Origin of the sequence: Caldalkalibacillus mannanilyticus JCM 10596 (assembly GCF_000615945.1) — a bacterium.
GTDB classification, from domain to species: domain Bacteria; phylum Bacillota; class Bacilli; order Caldalkalibacillales; family JCM-10596; genus Bacillus_AT; species Bacillus_AT mannanilyticus.
Genome location: NZ_BAMO01000001.1, coordinates 121,938 through 137,142 on the forward strand (window position 1 = coordinate 121,938; position 15,205 = coordinate 137,142).

Annotated in this window: 8 protein-coding genes and 1 pseudogene; 7 read left to right on the forward strand and 2 right to left on the reverse strand. The window is 39.4% G+C overall.

Annotated features, from left to right (window positions below; genetic code table 11):
* The first annotated feature begins 52 nt into the window (after nucleotides 1–52).
* Together JCM10596_RS31600 and JCM10596_RS00620 are read left to right on the forward strand one after the other, a co-directional pair.
* Nucleotides 53–1,533 (forward strand): annotated as a pseudogene (locus tag JCM10596_RS31600) (FAD-binding oxidoreductase).
* Nucleotides 1,523–2,080: an MFS transporter gene (locus tag JCM10596_RS00620; protein WP_034680170.1), complete on the forward strand. Its 558-nt coding sequence runs from the start codon at nucleotides 1,523–1,525 to the stop codon at nucleotides 2,078–2,080. The pseudogene JCM10596_RS31600 and the gene JCM10596_RS00620 overlap by 11 nt, the downstream one beginning before the upstream one ends.
* 185 nt (nucleotides 2,081–2,265) lie before the next feature.
* Here the strand turns inward: JCM10596_RS00620 and JCM10596_RS23060 are convergent, their stop codons facing one another.
* Complete coding sequence (locus JCM10596_RS23060) at nucleotides 2,266–2,883, reverse strand: hypothetical protein (RefSeq protein ID WP_051541103.1); 618 nt, start codon at nucleotides 2,881–2,883, stop codon at nucleotides 2,266–2,268.
* The gene (locus tag JCM10596_RS00630) at nucleotides 2,870–4,177 is read right to left on the reverse strand and encodes a helix-turn-helix transcriptional regulator (protein ID WP_025025489.1); all 1,308 of its coding nucleotides are present in this window, start codon (nucleotides 4,175–4,177) and stop codon (nucleotides 2,870–2,872) included. Before JCM10596_RS00630 ends, JCM10596_RS23060 begins: the two co-directional genes overlap by 14 nt.
* Before the next feature lie 202 nt (nucleotides 4,178–4,379).
* On the opposite strand from JCM10596_RS00630, the gene JCM10596_RS00635 reads away from it, so the two are divergent.
* From JCM10596_RS00635 to JCM10596_RS31000, 5 genes are all read left to right on the forward strand, one after another.
* Nucleotides 4,380–5,663, forward strand: coding sequence for a class I SAM-dependent methyltransferase (locus JCM10596_RS00635; RefSeq protein WP_025025490.1), 1,284 nt, complete (start codon nucleotides 4,380–4,382; stop codon nucleotides 5,661–5,663).
* Nucleotides 5,654–6,901: a metallophosphoesterase gene (locus JCM10596_RS31065; RefSeq protein ID WP_369345576.1), complete on the forward strand. Its 1,248-nt coding sequence runs from the start codon at nucleotides 5,654–5,656 to the stop codon at nucleotides 6,899–6,901. The genes JCM10596_RS00635 and JCM10596_RS31065 overlap by 10 nt, the downstream gene beginning before the upstream one ends.
* The gene (locus JCM10596_RS31070; protein WP_369345577.1) at nucleotides 6,891–8,255 is read left to right on the forward strand and encodes a DNA ligase-like domain-containing protein; all 1,365 of its coding nucleotides are present in this window, start codon (nucleotides 6,891–6,893) and stop codon (nucleotides 8,253–8,255) included. The genes JCM10596_RS31065 and JCM10596_RS31070 overlap by 11 nt, the downstream gene beginning before the upstream one ends.
* Nucleotides 8,256–8,349: 94 nt before the next feature.
* Nucleotides 8,350–9,114: a 4'-phosphopantetheinyl transferase family protein gene (locus JCM10596_RS00645; RefSeq protein ID WP_025025491.1), complete on the forward strand. Its 765-nt coding sequence runs from the start codon at nucleotides 8,350–8,352 to the stop codon at nucleotides 9,112–9,114.
* 477 nt (nucleotides 9,115–9,591) lie between these two features.
* Entirely contained in the window at nucleotides 9,592–15,051 is a 5,460-nt protein-coding gene (locus JCM10596_RS31000) for a S8 family serine peptidase (RefSeq protein ID WP_034680172.1), read from the forward strand.
* The last annotated feature ends 154 nt before the right edge of the window (nucleotides 15,052–15,205 follow it).

Below are 15,205 nucleotides of genomic sequence, written 5' to 3' on the forward strand. Positions count from 1 at the left end.
ATTTGGAAGAGTGACAAAAGAGTGAAGAAATAGGAAAGGGTCAGTGGTTTCAATGAAAAAGTTTAGAAAAAAGATCATCATTGCAGGAATTTCCTCCTTCATCATAGGATATACTTCCCTTTTTCTCTATTCATTGCAGGTGAATCGAGAAGCAGAAAATGAGCTGCTCATCCATGATGTGAGCCGAATCATGCCAGTGCATGTCCAAGAGATTGTCCAGAGTGAACAAGAACAAGGACTTGTTGATGCCATTATGAAAGCAAAGAAAGAGAATTTGAAGATATCTATTGCGGGAGCAAGACATTCTCAGGGAGGGCATATCTTCTATGAAGATGCCTTGTTACTAGATATGACTTCCTTTAATCAGATCCTTTCACTTGATGTAGAAAATAAAAGGATTCGAGTACAAAGTGGGGCAACCTGGGAACAGATTCAGGATTATATTAACCCATATGGCTTATCTATAAAGGTGATGCAATCCTCCAATATTTTTACCGTGGGTGGTTCATTAAGTGCGAATGCTCATGGCAGAGATGTGCGCTATGGACCATTATTGAGACAGTGAACTCCTTTCGCCTCCTTCTTGCTGATGGGACAATCCTCAATGTGAGCCGTCATGAGAATGAAGAATTATTCTCCCTTGTGATTGGTGGATATGGGTTATTTGGAGTTATCTTGGATGTAGAATTACAGCTAACGGATCAAGCAATCTATGAAGTGCAGCATGAGCATATGCTGTACACGGATTATCCAGCATTTTTTCAAGAGCAGGTTCTAGGAAACACGGCTGTAGAGCTACATATTGCTAGACTTTCAACTGCTCCCAGCTCTTTATTAACGGAAATGTATGCCTCGAATTATGTCAGGATAGAAGAGAAGGAAGAGAGTGAAACCTTCTCTCAGGAGGGAGTTTCAGATCTAAAACAGGAAGAAAACATAGAAAGAAATAAGTTTGTTTTTGGCTTGGCAAGAAAGTATGACTGGGGTAAAAATCGTTTGTGGGATCTGCAAAAGGTGTTATATTCCCCTGACAAAAAAGAGATTCTTTCGCGCAACAATGCGATGAGACCTGAAGTTAGATTCTTAGACTATGTTTCTGATCATGATACAGATATTCTTCAAGAATACTTTATTCCTGTGGAGAAATTTGCTAGCTTCATAGATGGATTAAGGGGCATTGTAGAAGAAGAAGAGCTGAATGTATTTAATATTACAGTCCGCTATGTCCCCAAAAATGAGGAAGCTATGTTATCCTATGCCCAAAAAGAGAGTCTTGCCATTGTTCTCTTGATCAATCAGGGGTTGTCTGAGCAAAGCATAGCTCAGACGGAGCAAGCCACGCAGCGAATGGTAGAGCTGGCTATTGAATATGATGGAACCTACTATCTAGCCTATCAATTGTACCCAAGTCTTGAACAGCTAAGCAGGGTTTATCCGCAGCATGAAACTTTTTTTGAAAAGAAACGAGAATATGATCCAGATGAACGCTTTATGAATAAGTTTTACGAACGGTACGGGAAGTATGGAGAATAGGTTGAAGTGGGTGATTATCTCTCAAAGCGTGGCTATATTAGGAGCGGGTCTTGTCTTTCCTTTTTATATCCTTTTTATTAAGGAAGTAGGTTCTACCTTTTCTCAATTTGGGATTTCTTATGGTTTATTTACGATAAGCTCTGCTCTTGTTCATCAATGGATCGGGAGTCATTCTGATCGAGTTGGAAGAAAGCTGTATTTAGTCCTTTATGCGTGGGGGACGGGTAGTATATTTCTCCTCTTTCCGATCGTTACAAGTATTTGGCAGGTCTATGTTCTGCAAATCTTTTTAGGATTCCTAGGTGCTATGCAGAAAACAAGTGAAAAAGCATTGATTGCTGATTTAACGAATGGAGAAACGCGAGGGAAGCAAATCGGAGTATATCATTTTTGGACAGCCCTCTTTTCAGGGATAGCGATTATGGGGGGAGGCTATCTTATTGATTTTCTGACAATCGAGTATATCTTTTATATCGGGTCCATGATTTTATTTGGTAGTGGGTTTCTAATTTTAAAAATCAAGGAGCACAAAAAGGAGCCACTATAGGGCAGGCTCCTATTGATAACGCTCTAATGCTTTCTGACTCGATTCTCTCATGCGCCCGATGAGATATTCATTCTCGATAACCCTGACTCGTTGTCCTAGAAAGCGAATTTTAGAAAGGACATACTCACTTTCATCCACGAGATAGGTTAATGTGAGGAGATAGGTACCCGTTTCCTCCCTGTATGTCAGATCTCTCTCAAAGCAAGAGAAAGCGTAGAGAATGCGTGAGAGCTCTTGATTATATTCTGGAGGAATGAGAATGTTTGCTGTTTGTTTTCTCGATTCCACTCTGTGTAGCAAAGCTGGATCATAAGATCGTATTCCTCATCAGACGATTCTACTTCTTCTGCTAGCTGGATGAGTCGTAAAGGAGTCGAGATGACAGATTTTCTTTTTGGGTGTAACCATAGTAAATACCATTGCTTCTTGGTTAGGGAATACTCTAATTTGTATGGAGCACCTATTTGTTCCCTAAAGATCCGATCCGTTCTTGTCCTAGTAGTAAGACGTACGAAGTTTTTCTTCAGAATGATTTCTCGTAATGGAGAAAGGAAAGGATGATGTCGGTTCTCTTCCTTGCTTTTTGCTTTTTCGAGAAACAATTCATCCAGAGGAAGCTTTTCGTAGGGATCGAGATACACCCTCAGTTTCTCTAGGGTGTCCTGACTAAAAAAATAAGGTGCATCAGGATGGTTGAGCATTGTTTTTAGCCAAGATTTTTCTAAGGAAGTCAAAAGATAGGTATTAGATTTTTCAAGCCTAGATAAAATCTGATAGTTATGGATTTTTTCAAATAGATTCATAGTAGCTTCGAATCACCTCCCATTCTTTTTTACATTCCTCTCTAAAATAACGAGGTTCTAAGACCTCACAGCTTGAGCCAAAGCTTCGGACCCAAGGTTTTATTTCTATTGTTGAATTGACCATGATTTCAAAAATAAACCCGTCTTCCTGCTCTTCAACGATCATTCCCCATTGCCCTTGCAGTTCAACTCGTTGGCGAATGAATGGATTGGTGGTATCAACAGGATCAAAAAACTTCAATCTCACCAGAACTCCTCTTCCTGTATCGATGACCCAACTTCTCTCTAGCCATTTTTCAGCCTGTTCTTGAGCGGTGCACAGGGTGGACTCTTCCACAGAAACATTTTCTTCTAATTCAGTGATCCCTTCCATTCTGTATTTGACCAATTTGAGGTTATTCATGTCCTGAGCAACAAGATACCAGCGTCCATATTGATGATCATAGATGACTTTTAAAGGGAGAACATGTTGTTTTGATCCCGAAAACTCTTTTTCATAGAGAGGGTTTGTATTTTTCGCCGAAAACACTATTTTTCTTTTCGGAGAGTAATAGATAAAAGTAAGACTCTTTCTTTTTTGATAGGCTTCGCAAATCGCATATAAGTGATACTCATCTAAAATCCTCGACACGTAATGGTACTTATAAGAAAAAGCTTGCAGCTGTTCTTCGTTCCATGATTTCCTTAGGATTCTCTTTAACGTATCGCGCAGCATATAGCCCTGAACAGAGGGGATACGTGTATGTGCCATGATATCGACAAAGTCATAGAGCTGTCTGATCTCATCATTGTTCAGGGAATGAAGCAGATCTAAATCTAAGCGATACATATAAGGACGACTATGATTGGTACGCTTGATCACAGTGAGCTCTTCCAGATATTTGAGGTCCTGACGAAGGGTTTTTTCATCGGGCTGATTGAGATTCTCTTCATGCTCCTGTAAGCAGTCCTGTAGCTCTTTAAGGGAACATTCTTTTTCCGCAAGAAAGTGTAAGATACTGCTAAGTCTGGTCACCTCAGTTTCCTTCAGTGACTTTGCCCGAAAAAGAAAGGTAAAGAGGTGATCAGAATGATCCAAATCATGATAACGAAAGGGACGATAGATATCGCGTTTGTCCTCTTGGAGCTCTTCTGTAAGGGAAAAAAGCAGATCTTTCATTTTCTTTAGTGTTTTATCAAATGTATGAACGGACATTCCCAATCGTTCTGCAAATTGCGTTCGATTATAAGCTCCTGTTGTTAAGAGCATCATGCGTAAGAATTGCAACTCTTTATCAAAGCTCTCTCTAGCCATCTTTAGCCATCTCCATCATTATTTGTTTTCTCTCTATTTTAGCACGTTCTACCCCTCGGTAAGACTCTGAAAAAATTTCACCCTATGAAGTGCATGAAGAAATGTCTGATGTTAGTCATTTTTAGAAATTGTAATACTTTCACCATGTTCGTAGAAGGAAAAATAGTGAAAAATAGAGGAAGCAAAAGAAGGAGTGAAACTTATGGCTATCGTACAATTAACCTCCACCAACCCTGAGTTTTCCTATATCATTCGTAAGAATCCTGCCACTGGGATGATGTTGAGAACAATCAGACAGGGAACAGCGTTTGGATGGTATTCAGAAGAACAGATCTACAATGTGTATTTTAAAGATGCAGATAATGAAATTTCATATAAGCAGAATAAGGAAGAGAATTTTGAATACTTAAATGTGTCGAGATACAATACACCGCTCTTTGCCTTAAATGCCATCTCGGAGTTTTTTATTTCTCCATTAAAGCTACAGCATGAAAAAGATATTGCAGGCTACCAGCACCAATTTGTGATTCATCTGGTTCATATTGAATACCCAAGATATGTGGATTTCTTTATCCAGCACGTTCAGGACTATGAATTTGAATTAGAATCAATCGCCTACAAAAGCTATTCTTTAAAAATAAAGACTCAAAAGTCACTGCATGATCTGCTAAACATGGCGAATCTAATCAGTTTATTCCTTTCGATTATAGGCAAGGAGTATGTTGATGTAACTGAGAGCTTAGTCGCTAAATATATCCAAAATATCAATGTCGTCGATGCCCCGTTCTATATTCGTTATTTGTTTACAAGAAATGTGCTGACGAGTAAACATCTTTTCTATACCTTCAAAGACGAAATAGAAAAAACAGACCGCTATACCATTCAATTTGCTTATGGCAATACAAGTCAACAGAGAAGAGCAGCCATTATGGGCTGGCTTCCTTTAAATAAATCCATTGTTGATATTGGATGCGGAGAAGGGTTTTATGCTCTTCCATTAGCCAAAAAAGTAGAGAACAAGGATTATTATGCCATTGATATTGATGAAGAAAAGATAGAAAAACTGCATTGGAAATTAGAAAAGAACGAGCTCGATCATGTCTATACGTTTCTATCACTAGAAAGCTTTTTAGAGGAGTATAACAAAGACCTAGTTGATGTTCTCTTAACAGAAGTTATTGAACATATGAGTCTGACGGAAGCAGAGCAATTCATCCGAACGATTTGTGAGCACATTTCTTTTCATACCTTTGTCATCACGACACCTAACCGAGATTTTAATCCCTTCTATGCCTTAGAAGAATTTAGACATGAGGATCACAAATGGGAAATGGGGGAGAAGGAATTTAGAACGTGGATAGAGGGAATGTTTTGTGATGATGAAGTAGACTTAGAGTTTGTTGGAATAGGAGATTGTGTCAATGGGATTTCGACAACCCAAGGAGTCGTTATTAGATCAAGGGAAGGGGATGCAACATGCAAATAAAAACAAAAATGCATACGATTATAATGTTGATCGGTCCAACAGAGTGCGGGAAATCTACGTTTGCCAATAAAGTATTAATCCCTCAACTGATCAAGGAGGATCAAGAAAAAGGATTTAGAACGAATGTACAATATATTTCTTCAGATGAGATTAGGCAAGATATTTTAGGATTTGAGTATCATAAGCATGGAAAAATCATGCTAGAAAGCAGTGAGCAAGCTTTTCACTTGCTCTTTGAAAAATTAAAAGCAGTCACTTCTTTCCCGATCAATGCGGAATTTGTCATTATCGATACAACAGGCTTATCTGAGGAATTTCGTAATCAAGTAGCAAGCATAGCCAAGCAGAACAATTATCACTTGGAAGCCATTGTGTTTGATTATAAAAACAGAGAGGATTTCTACTCTGTCGGAAGCTCCAAGCGTCTTATTACTCAGCATATTACAAGATTAAAGAGAGAGGTATTAAAACAGCTCTCTGCACTAAATCTAGCCAATATTCATAAAATCCGAGAGAAAAATTTTATGGATCCGATGACACACCAGCCGAATCCTGAATATGAAGTGGTCATTGAAAACATGGAAGAGTATCTTGCACATTTATTGCCGCAAGGATACAAATATATTGTTGTCGGAGATGTTCACGAGCAAGTAGAAGAACTGCAATACCTTCTTCGAGCGTATGGTTTCACGATTGAGAACCAAATCATCTCTGCACCGGAAGAGATGCAGGACTATCGAATTGTTTTAGTTGGAGATTGGATTGATAAAGGAAAAGGAACAAGAGAAATCATTCAATTTCTTCATAGGAATAAGGCTTGGTTTTATCTCGTAAAAGGAAATCATGAAAACTTTGTGCAAAAGTATGTAACAGGTCAAATCGATGTGAAAAGCATGGATCAGGAGCTTGTAAAGAATTATTTTGATTCCATTCCATTACTAGAAAAGGACGAGGAGCTTCGCCAGACCTTTTTAGAACTCGTTGGGTTAACTAAAGACTTTTACCGATTTGTGGGGCTGCACTCTACCTCCTTTTATGTGACTCATGCGCCTTGTAAAAATAAATATGTAGGGAAAATAGATAGAAATTCATTGAAGAAACAAAGAAGATTTTCCTTAGATCGCACCAAGTCCTTTGAGGAACAGCTTGCCTTTTTGGAAAAAGAGGCGGTTGGAAATCACCCCTTTCATCTATTTGGGCATGTTGCCGTGAAAGAAAAAATGACGTTTGAAAAATAAAATCAATCTAGATACAGGCTGTGTTCATGGAAATGTTTTTACTTCTGTGGCACTAGATTCTTGGAAGCCTTATTTTAAACAGCAGAAAGCCCGAAAAGGAGCACTTGTGCTAGAAGAATTGCCTGTTCTTTTCAAGAGAGTGGATTCTTCAGTATCTATTGCTGATCTAGAGGAAAGCGATAAAAAAAGATTGAACTATGTTTTGAAAAACAAAATTAATTTTATTTCTGGAACGATGGCTCCCGCAGACAAAGATGTAGAAAGTCATGAGCTAGAATCCTTGAAGCAAGGTCTTTTATACTATAAAAATCATGGGGTCAAGGAAGTTGTCTTGCAGCCCAAGTATATGGGGTCTAGATGTAATCTCTATCTTGATCGTGAAATCGAGAATTGTTATGCAGTGAGTCGAAACGGTTATAAAATTAAACAGCTTGATTTAACAGAAATCTATGAACAAGAGTGGCAAAAGCATAAGGAGTATATGGAAGCGGAAGGGATTAAGACCTTAGTATTAGACGGAGAGCTTTTACCCTGGAGAGCTCTAGGCGAGGGGTTAATCGATAGGCAATTTGGAATCATTGATCAGGCTCTGGAAAGAGAGCTGGCTTTTTTACAGCAGCATAAATTCGATGAGCATCTCGCTCGCATGCAGCAAACCTATAAAGAAAGTGGATTTGAGCAGGATCAAAGCAAGATTTCCAAAAAAGAGCTGAGTAAACAGTATGGAGATGCGACTTATCAATCCTATAAAGCTCTTTCAACGATCAAAAACAGATTAGTCCCCTTAGAGAAGCATCTGCAAGCGTACCAGAGCTACAAAGAACAAATTGAGCTTTATGGTGCTGAGGATTCGTTGCAATTTAAGCCTTTCTCGATTCTAAAAATAATAAAAATAGATGGTTCTGAAGAAATTCCGAATCAACCAACCTCTGAAATATTCCAGATGATCTCAGATGACGAATACAGAAAAATTAACTTATATGCAGAGGAGGATCTGGAGCAAGCTTATGAGTTCTTCCATACATTAACTACGCTGAAAAAAATGGAGGGAGTGGTGATTAAGCCAGAGATCATCACCGAGGATGTGGCACCTTATCTCAAAGTGCGAAATCCTGAATATTTAACCATTGTTTATGGCTATGATTATCGTTTTCCGCATAAGTATGCGAAGCTTGTTAAGCAGAAAAATACGAAGCAGAAGCTAAGAACATCGATCAAGGAATATCAGCTTGGAAAGAGCATGCTTTCTCATAAATTAGAGGAGATCAGCCCAGAGAATAGAGCGTATAAGCAGGTTGTTGCCAATATGTTATTTGAAGTTGGAAAAGAAAAAGGGATTGATCCAAGACTATAATAGGCTCTCTACTAGGACTCTATGATTTACCTCCAAAATAAGATATACTACAGCTAACTATAGTAAAAAATGAGAGATAGAGGAATAGAGTCCAATGAAAGAATACCATTATTTGTTGAAACCCATTATCCTACATCGAGCTGATCGTCTAAGGAAGGCGATTCTATGCTTCATCCATTGTCCAAATCATTCAGGAGCTCTCCTGCCCGAGCTCTTTTTACATCCCACAGAATTGGAGTATTTCCAAACCTTAAAGCATGAAAGAAGAAAGAAAAGCTATCTTCTGGGGCGATTAGCAGCGAAGAAAGCGATTGGGGAACTCGCTGAAAGAAAAGACCTTTCGAGTATTCACATTCAATCAGGAATTTTTACACAACCGATTATCACCAGTCCTGTGCTTCAAAATGTACAAGTGAGTATTGCTCATTCTGAAGATTATGGTGTAGCCATTGCTTTTCCTGAGGAACATCCAATGGGGATTGATATCGAAGAGGTTGATGAGGAGAAAAAAGACGTTTTAGCAGAGCAGCTGACAGAATCAGAAAAACAAATGATCAAGGTTACAGATGGAACGGATATAGAAAAAATGACGGTCCTATGGACAGTAAAAGAAGCCATTTCAAAAATCTTAAAAACAGGGCTTATGACGCCCTTAGCAGTCTATGAACTATCTAAGATAGAAAAAGAGGGTGCCCATACCTATAAGAGCTTCTATACCAATTTTGGTCAATACAAGGCTGTTTCCTATGTGCTGCATGGATTTGCCTACACTCTTGCCTATCCAAAAAATACAGAGATCGATTTTACAGCTACACAAATAGATGATTGGCTAGAAAGAGGAACGAAATCAATCATTTGAATAGAGAAAGAGGAACATATCTCCTATAAAGTAGGGGGTATGTTCCTTTTTTTAGTCTAATTTAACTAAAATGGAATATTTAATAAAAGTAAAGTAGTAGGTAAAAAGAATCAAATGTCGAAATACACCTAAAAAACGGGGGAGAATACTGTCGAATAGGGCAGGAAAAACGAAAAACATTTTGACATATTTCGTTATAATAATCTAAAAAATTTAGATTTATTTTTCATTATTTTCTATTTTGATAGTTCTGAAGATGTGTTCTTAGGAATAAAGTTCTAACTTAAATTTGATAGAATATGTAGAATAGTTGAAAAATATTACAAAATTATTTGCTAAGATATTACATACTTTTGATGATATTTAGAGTAAAATAATGTTAGCTTTCCTAATATTACATAAGTCTAACAAAAGGAGGGAGGGTATAGGCTTTTTTAGTTTTTTTACTAAATCTACCTAAAAAGGAGCGGTTGTGTAGTGAATTATAGTAAAAAAAGTAGGAGATTGTTTGCTATCAATCTAGTCATTCTTTTAATCCTATCCATGTTTTCAACGGGGCTGGGGTTTGCAGCAGAAAGAAAATCTGCAAGTGTTGATATGAACAGCGTATCTCCACAAGTAGCTACGGCGAAAATTAGTCCACAATTATCCAAGGAATTTGATAAAGAAGAGTATGTCACGTATCTTATTCGGATGAAAGAGCAAGTGGATGTTGAGCAAGTGTCTGCACAAGCAATGAAGGTTTCTGTTGCTAGAAATGAAACACCAGCTGTATCAAAAATGTCTGTACGAAATACAGTTGTAAGCTCCCTTCGAGAAACGTCTAGTATTTCTCAAGCTAGCATTATTCAATATCTTGACGAAATGAAAGAAAAAGGGGAAGTAAAAGAGTACGAAAGCTTCTTTATTGTCAATGCATTAGCCATTACAAGTACACAAGAAGTAATGGAGAAGCTAGCCTATCATTATGAAGTAGAAAAGATTCTACCAAATAAAGAGCATTTCTTAGATAAAGTAGAGCGCTCTCCAGAGCAGATCTCGCTTCAAGCAGGAAAAGAAAATGCTCCTTCTAATATTGAGTGGAACATTGAACAAGTAAATGCTCCACAAGTATGGGAAATGGGCATTGATGGATCTGGGATTGTCATTGCTAATTTGGATAGTGGTGTAGAGCTAACACATCCAGCTCTACAGCGTAAATGGCGCGGATACGATGCCAATGGAAACATCGCAAACCCTGAGCTTCACTGGTATGATGCTCATAGCGGTGCTTCACTTCCTACAGACACAGATGGACATGGAACGCATGTTATGGGTACATCTGTTGGATCTGAAGAAAATGGAACCAATGTGGTTGGTGTCGCACCAGGTGCACAATGGATCGCGGTACGTATCTTTAACCCGTCTACCACAGACCAAATTATTTTACGAGGTGGTCAGTGGATTCTTGCACCAGTAGACAGTGAAGGAAATCTTCACCCTGAATTAGCACCCGATGTGGTGACCAACTCTTGGGGTGGCGGTCCTGGAATTAATGAATGGTTCCGTCCTATTGTTCAAGCTTGGAGAGCAGCGGAAATCTTCCCTGAGTTCTCGGCAGGTAACACAAGAGCAACCAATCCAGGAGGACCTGGTTCTGTAGCAACTCCTGCGAACTATCCAGAATCTTTTGCTGTAGGGGCAACAGATATCAATAATAATCTAGCTGGATTTTCTCTTAGAGGTCCTTCCCCTTATGGAGAAATCAAGCCTCAAGTATCTGCTCCTGGAGTCAATATTCGTTCTTCTGTTCCGGGCGGTGGCTATGAAGGTGGTTGGAATGGTACCTCCATGTCTGGACCACACGTATCTGGTTTAGTTGCTTTATTGTTACAGGTTAACTCTTCGTTAACGGTTGATCAATTAGAAGAAATTATTGAATCCACAGCGATTCCTTTGACAAATAGTGAATACCCAGAAGTACCTAACAATGGCTTTGGTCATGGTCTCATCAACTGCTATGATGCCGTGATGTCAATCCTAAGTGGTTTAGGAAGTGTGTCTGGTCGAGTAACAACAGAAGGAGATGATTTTGATCCACCAGTATTGGATCACACTCCTGTAACGAATGCTTTTTCAGGAAGCGATATTCCACTAACAGCACAAGTATCTGATAATGTAGGTGTTGTTACTGTGGAAGCATTTGCTCGTACAGTAGGATCTGCTCATTGGACATTTATCCCAATGGATCGCACAGCAGGGGACTACAAAGCAGGTACCTACCAAGGAGATATTCCGAGATTCTTAGTTAGCTCCAGTGGAGTAGAGTACTATCTACGTGTCAATGATTACGGCAATAATGGGTTTAAAACAAATACCTATAGAATTGATGTTTCTGATGGAATTACACCTGGATACTTCCAAGATTTCGAAACGAATATCATGGGTATTGAAACAGGCGGACAAAACAATTCGTGGGAGTGGGGAGTACCAACTAGCGGACCTAACGGGGCTTATTCCGGTGAGAAAGTCATGGCTACGAATTTAAGCGGGCTGTATCCTAATGGCTCGAATGCTTATATGAAGCTACCACCTTTGGATTTAAAAGCTGAGGAGGATGGTGCATTACTAAGCTTCAAGCATTGGTATGATTTTGAGAACAACTATGATTATGGTGCTGTTTTTGTGGCAGCAGAATCTACTGATTTTCAATTAAGAGAGGTTACACGTTTTACTGGCACTAGTGATGGATGGCAAACAACCTTTATTGATTTAAGAGAATTTGCCGGAGAGCAAGTCCATCTTCTATTTAATATGTACTCTGATGGAAGTGTAAATAGAGCAGGCTGGTACTTAGATGATATTCAGCTGCAAGAAATTGATAATGTTCCTCCAGCAGCACCAGCAAACTTACAGGCTGAGGCTGATTCAATCGGGAATGTGAATCTATCTTGGGAGCCTGTAGCGGATGAAGATCTTGCTAAATACTATGTCTATCGTTCTACTGAATCAGGTGTAAACTATGAAAAAGTTGGTACATCTACTACACCATCCTACACAGATGGAGATACGCCTTTTGCTTCCACATTCTACTATGTTGTTAAAGCAGTAGATTACAGTGGTAATGAAAGTGCTCCTTCCAATGAAGCATCTGTAACGATTACTCCTCCAGTTGTGATCTTTAGCGATGATTTCGAAGGAGAAGATGATAACGGATGGACTCATAGCGGTGCCAATGATCCGTGGCAAAGAGGTGTTCCAACAGCAGGACCAGCAAATGCTGTTTCTGGTGAAAAAGTCTGGGCTACGAATTTAAGTGGAGACTATCAAAACAATACGAATGCTAGTCTAGTATCTCCTGCAATTGACTTAACGTCTGTAGATAACGCGATTCTAAGCTTCTATCATTGGTATGAGATTGAAACAAGATGGGATCATGGTTATGTTGAAGTAAGTACAGATAATGGTCAGAATTGGATCCAGCTTGCTGACTACAATCATTCTACTGAGGGTAGAGAGTGGGCAGAAGTGTCTATTAATCTCAATGAATATGTAGGAGAAACCGTTCAAGTACGCTACCGTTTAACTTCTGATAATTCAGTTGTTAAAAAAGGTTGGTATATTGATAACTTTAGAATTCTTTCTATTCAAGGCGATGCAGGAACCGATAAGAAGAATGCAGATGAATTCCTAAAAGCAATCGATTCAAAAGATAAAGAAAAAGAAAAGGATCAGAAAGCAAAACCATTATTCCCTTATCTTACACCAGATTTTGCAGTGAAAAAGAAACCTGTGTATGATGAGCCTCAATATGATTTCAGCAAAAAGGAAAAAGCTGAAAAGGTAGAAACGATTGTAAAAGCAGTAGAGGCAAAAGTAGAAGGAGCGACACCTCAAGCTTTACCAGCACATGCTACGGTAACAGTTCTTGAAACAGGACGCTCAACCAAAACAGATGCAAGCAACGGAAGATACCATTTGGTGCATGCAGCTGGAGACTTCACTCTTCGTGCAGAAGCCTATGGATATTATCCAAGTGAGAAATCTGTATCCATCTCGGATGGGGAGAATGCGGTTGTCAACTTTGCTTTACAAGCTATTCCATTTGGTACTGTAACGGGTATCATTTCTGATGAGAGATCAGGAGAGCCTATTGCTAATGCAACAATTCTAGTGAGAGAAGATTCTCGCATTAGTCCTGTAGTTACGGATGAAAATGGTTCCTTTACACTTGATGTATTAGAAGGAACTTATACACTCGTGGTGACAGCAGCTGATTACTATAATAACGAAGTAACTGTGGAAGTTCCAGGAAACCAAACAGTGACGGCGAATGTTGGGTTAAAACCATTTATAGGTTATGCAGGAGAGATTGCCTATGATGATGGAGAGCCTGAAAACGCAAGAGCATTCTACGATGCTGGCAATGGTTGGGCTGTCAGAATGACTCCAGAAAATGGAGCCGCTCAAGTCATTGGAGCGAAATTCCGTTTCTGGGACACTTCATGGCCAACCCCTGGAGGAACTGCTTTCAAATATGCTGTATATGATGCAAGTGGACCAAATGGTGCACCAGGTCGCGTTCTTGCAGGACCATTTGATGGAACGGCTCTACGTGACGGTCAATGGACGGAAGTAAGCTTCCCTGAGAGTGTTATGGTAGAGGGAGACTTCTACATTGTCTATATTCAAGCATCACCAAATCCAAATGCACCTGGTTTAGCAACAGACGAAAGCAGTCCAAATGCAATGCGTGGATGGCAGCTAGTTGGAGGAGCTTGGAATCCAACTCCAGAGGAGCAAGGAAACTATATGATTCGTGCCCTTGTTCAATATCCGGTAGGAGCTCCAGCAATTACCTCACCTTCAAACGATTCCTTTACAAATAGTGAAGCAATTACTGTAACAGGAATCTCTAGTGCAAATGGAGCTACTGTCAAACTATACAATGGAGATGAAGAAGTTGGATCTGGAATTGTAGAAGAAGGTCAATTCTCTATTGAAACGACTCTACACGATGGTGAAAATTTATTATCTACAGAGGCAGTTGTAGATGGTAAGCTTACCGATCGCTCAGAGCCAATTCGTGTGACGCTAGATCAGGCAGCTCCAGATTTAGAGGTTACTTCACCAGTGGATGGACAGAAGCAGAACCAAGAAGTATTACATGTAAATGGTTCCGTTTCAGATGCTCATTTCGATGCTTTAACGGTGAATGGAAACGATGTGCAAGTGAATGAAGATGGCTCATTTAGCTATCGCATGCTTGTCAATGCTGGTGAGAATGTCATTACAGTAGTAGCTACTGACTTGGCAGGTAACGAAACGACAGTAACAAGAACAATCGAAGTTGTTCTAGGAGAGCTTGTGATTAGCAATGTAACGCCTGCTGAGGATGTGCATATTACGTCAGGAGAAACAGTTCATGTTTCCTTCGAAGCAGCAGAAGGATTAGGAGCAGCATTTAGAGTAGAAGTACCACTTATGATGAGTGGAGGTAGAGCGAATGAAATCGTCATGACTGAAACCGCTCCTGGATTCTATGAAGGAAGCTGGACGACTCCTGCAAACCTCAACGTATCTGGAGCCATTGTTGTCGTACGTGCTTGGGATGAAGCTGGAAATGGAGCAGAGGCATTAGCCGCTGGTAAATTGTATATTTCAACTGGGGGATCAAGTAATCCAGATCCAGATCCAATTGAAGAAGGACCGACGGCTGTGATCGTCGCTCCTGACTCAGGAAATAAGAATAAAAACATTTCCTTTGATGCTTCTCGTTCAAGTGATAACAACGGAAAGATTCGTTCATATGAATGGGATTTCGGCGATGGAACAACAGCGTCGAAAGCGAAGGTTAAACACAAGTATAAGCAAGCGGGAACGTATACCGTTACTCTCACAGTAACCAATAGAGCTGGAGAAACGGCTACGACGACGCATACGATTGAGATTAGATAAGAAGGTTTAATGAAATAACTCCTAGTGAGGAAGGTAGATTCTATTTGAGTCTACATCTTACTAGGAGTTTTTTATATAGAACGAAAAAAATATTATTTGACATAAAGAAAGGAGAGAATATAATAGTAATTGATAATCATTTTCAATTGAGATC

Excerpts from the sequence above, each read along its gene's own strand:
- JCM10596_RS31065 (WP_369345576.1), top strand. The coding sequence starts at position 5,654 with ATGCAAATAAAAACAAAAATGCATACGATTATAATGTTGATCGGTCCA.
- JCM10596_RS23060 (WP_051541103.1), bottom strand. The coding sequence starts at position 2,883 with ATGAATCTATTTGAAAAAATCCATAACTATCAGATTTTATCTAGGCTT.
- JCM10596_RS00635 (WP_025025490.1), top strand. The coding sequence starts at position 4,380 with ATGGCTATCGTACAATTAACCTCCACCAACCCTGAGTTTTCCTATATC.
- JCM10596_RS00620 (WP_034680170.1), top strand. The coding sequence starts at position 1,523 with ATGGAGAATAGGTTGAAGTGGGTGATTATCTCTCAAAGCGTGGCTATA.
- JCM10596_RS00645 (WP_025025491.1), top strand. The coding sequence starts at position 8,350 with ATGAAAGAATACCATTATTTGTTGAAACCCATTATCCTACATCGAGCT.
- JCM10596_RS00630 (WP_025025489.1), bottom strand. The coding sequence starts at position 4,177 with ATGGCTAGAGAGAGCTTTGATAAAGAGTTGCAATTCTTACGCATGATG.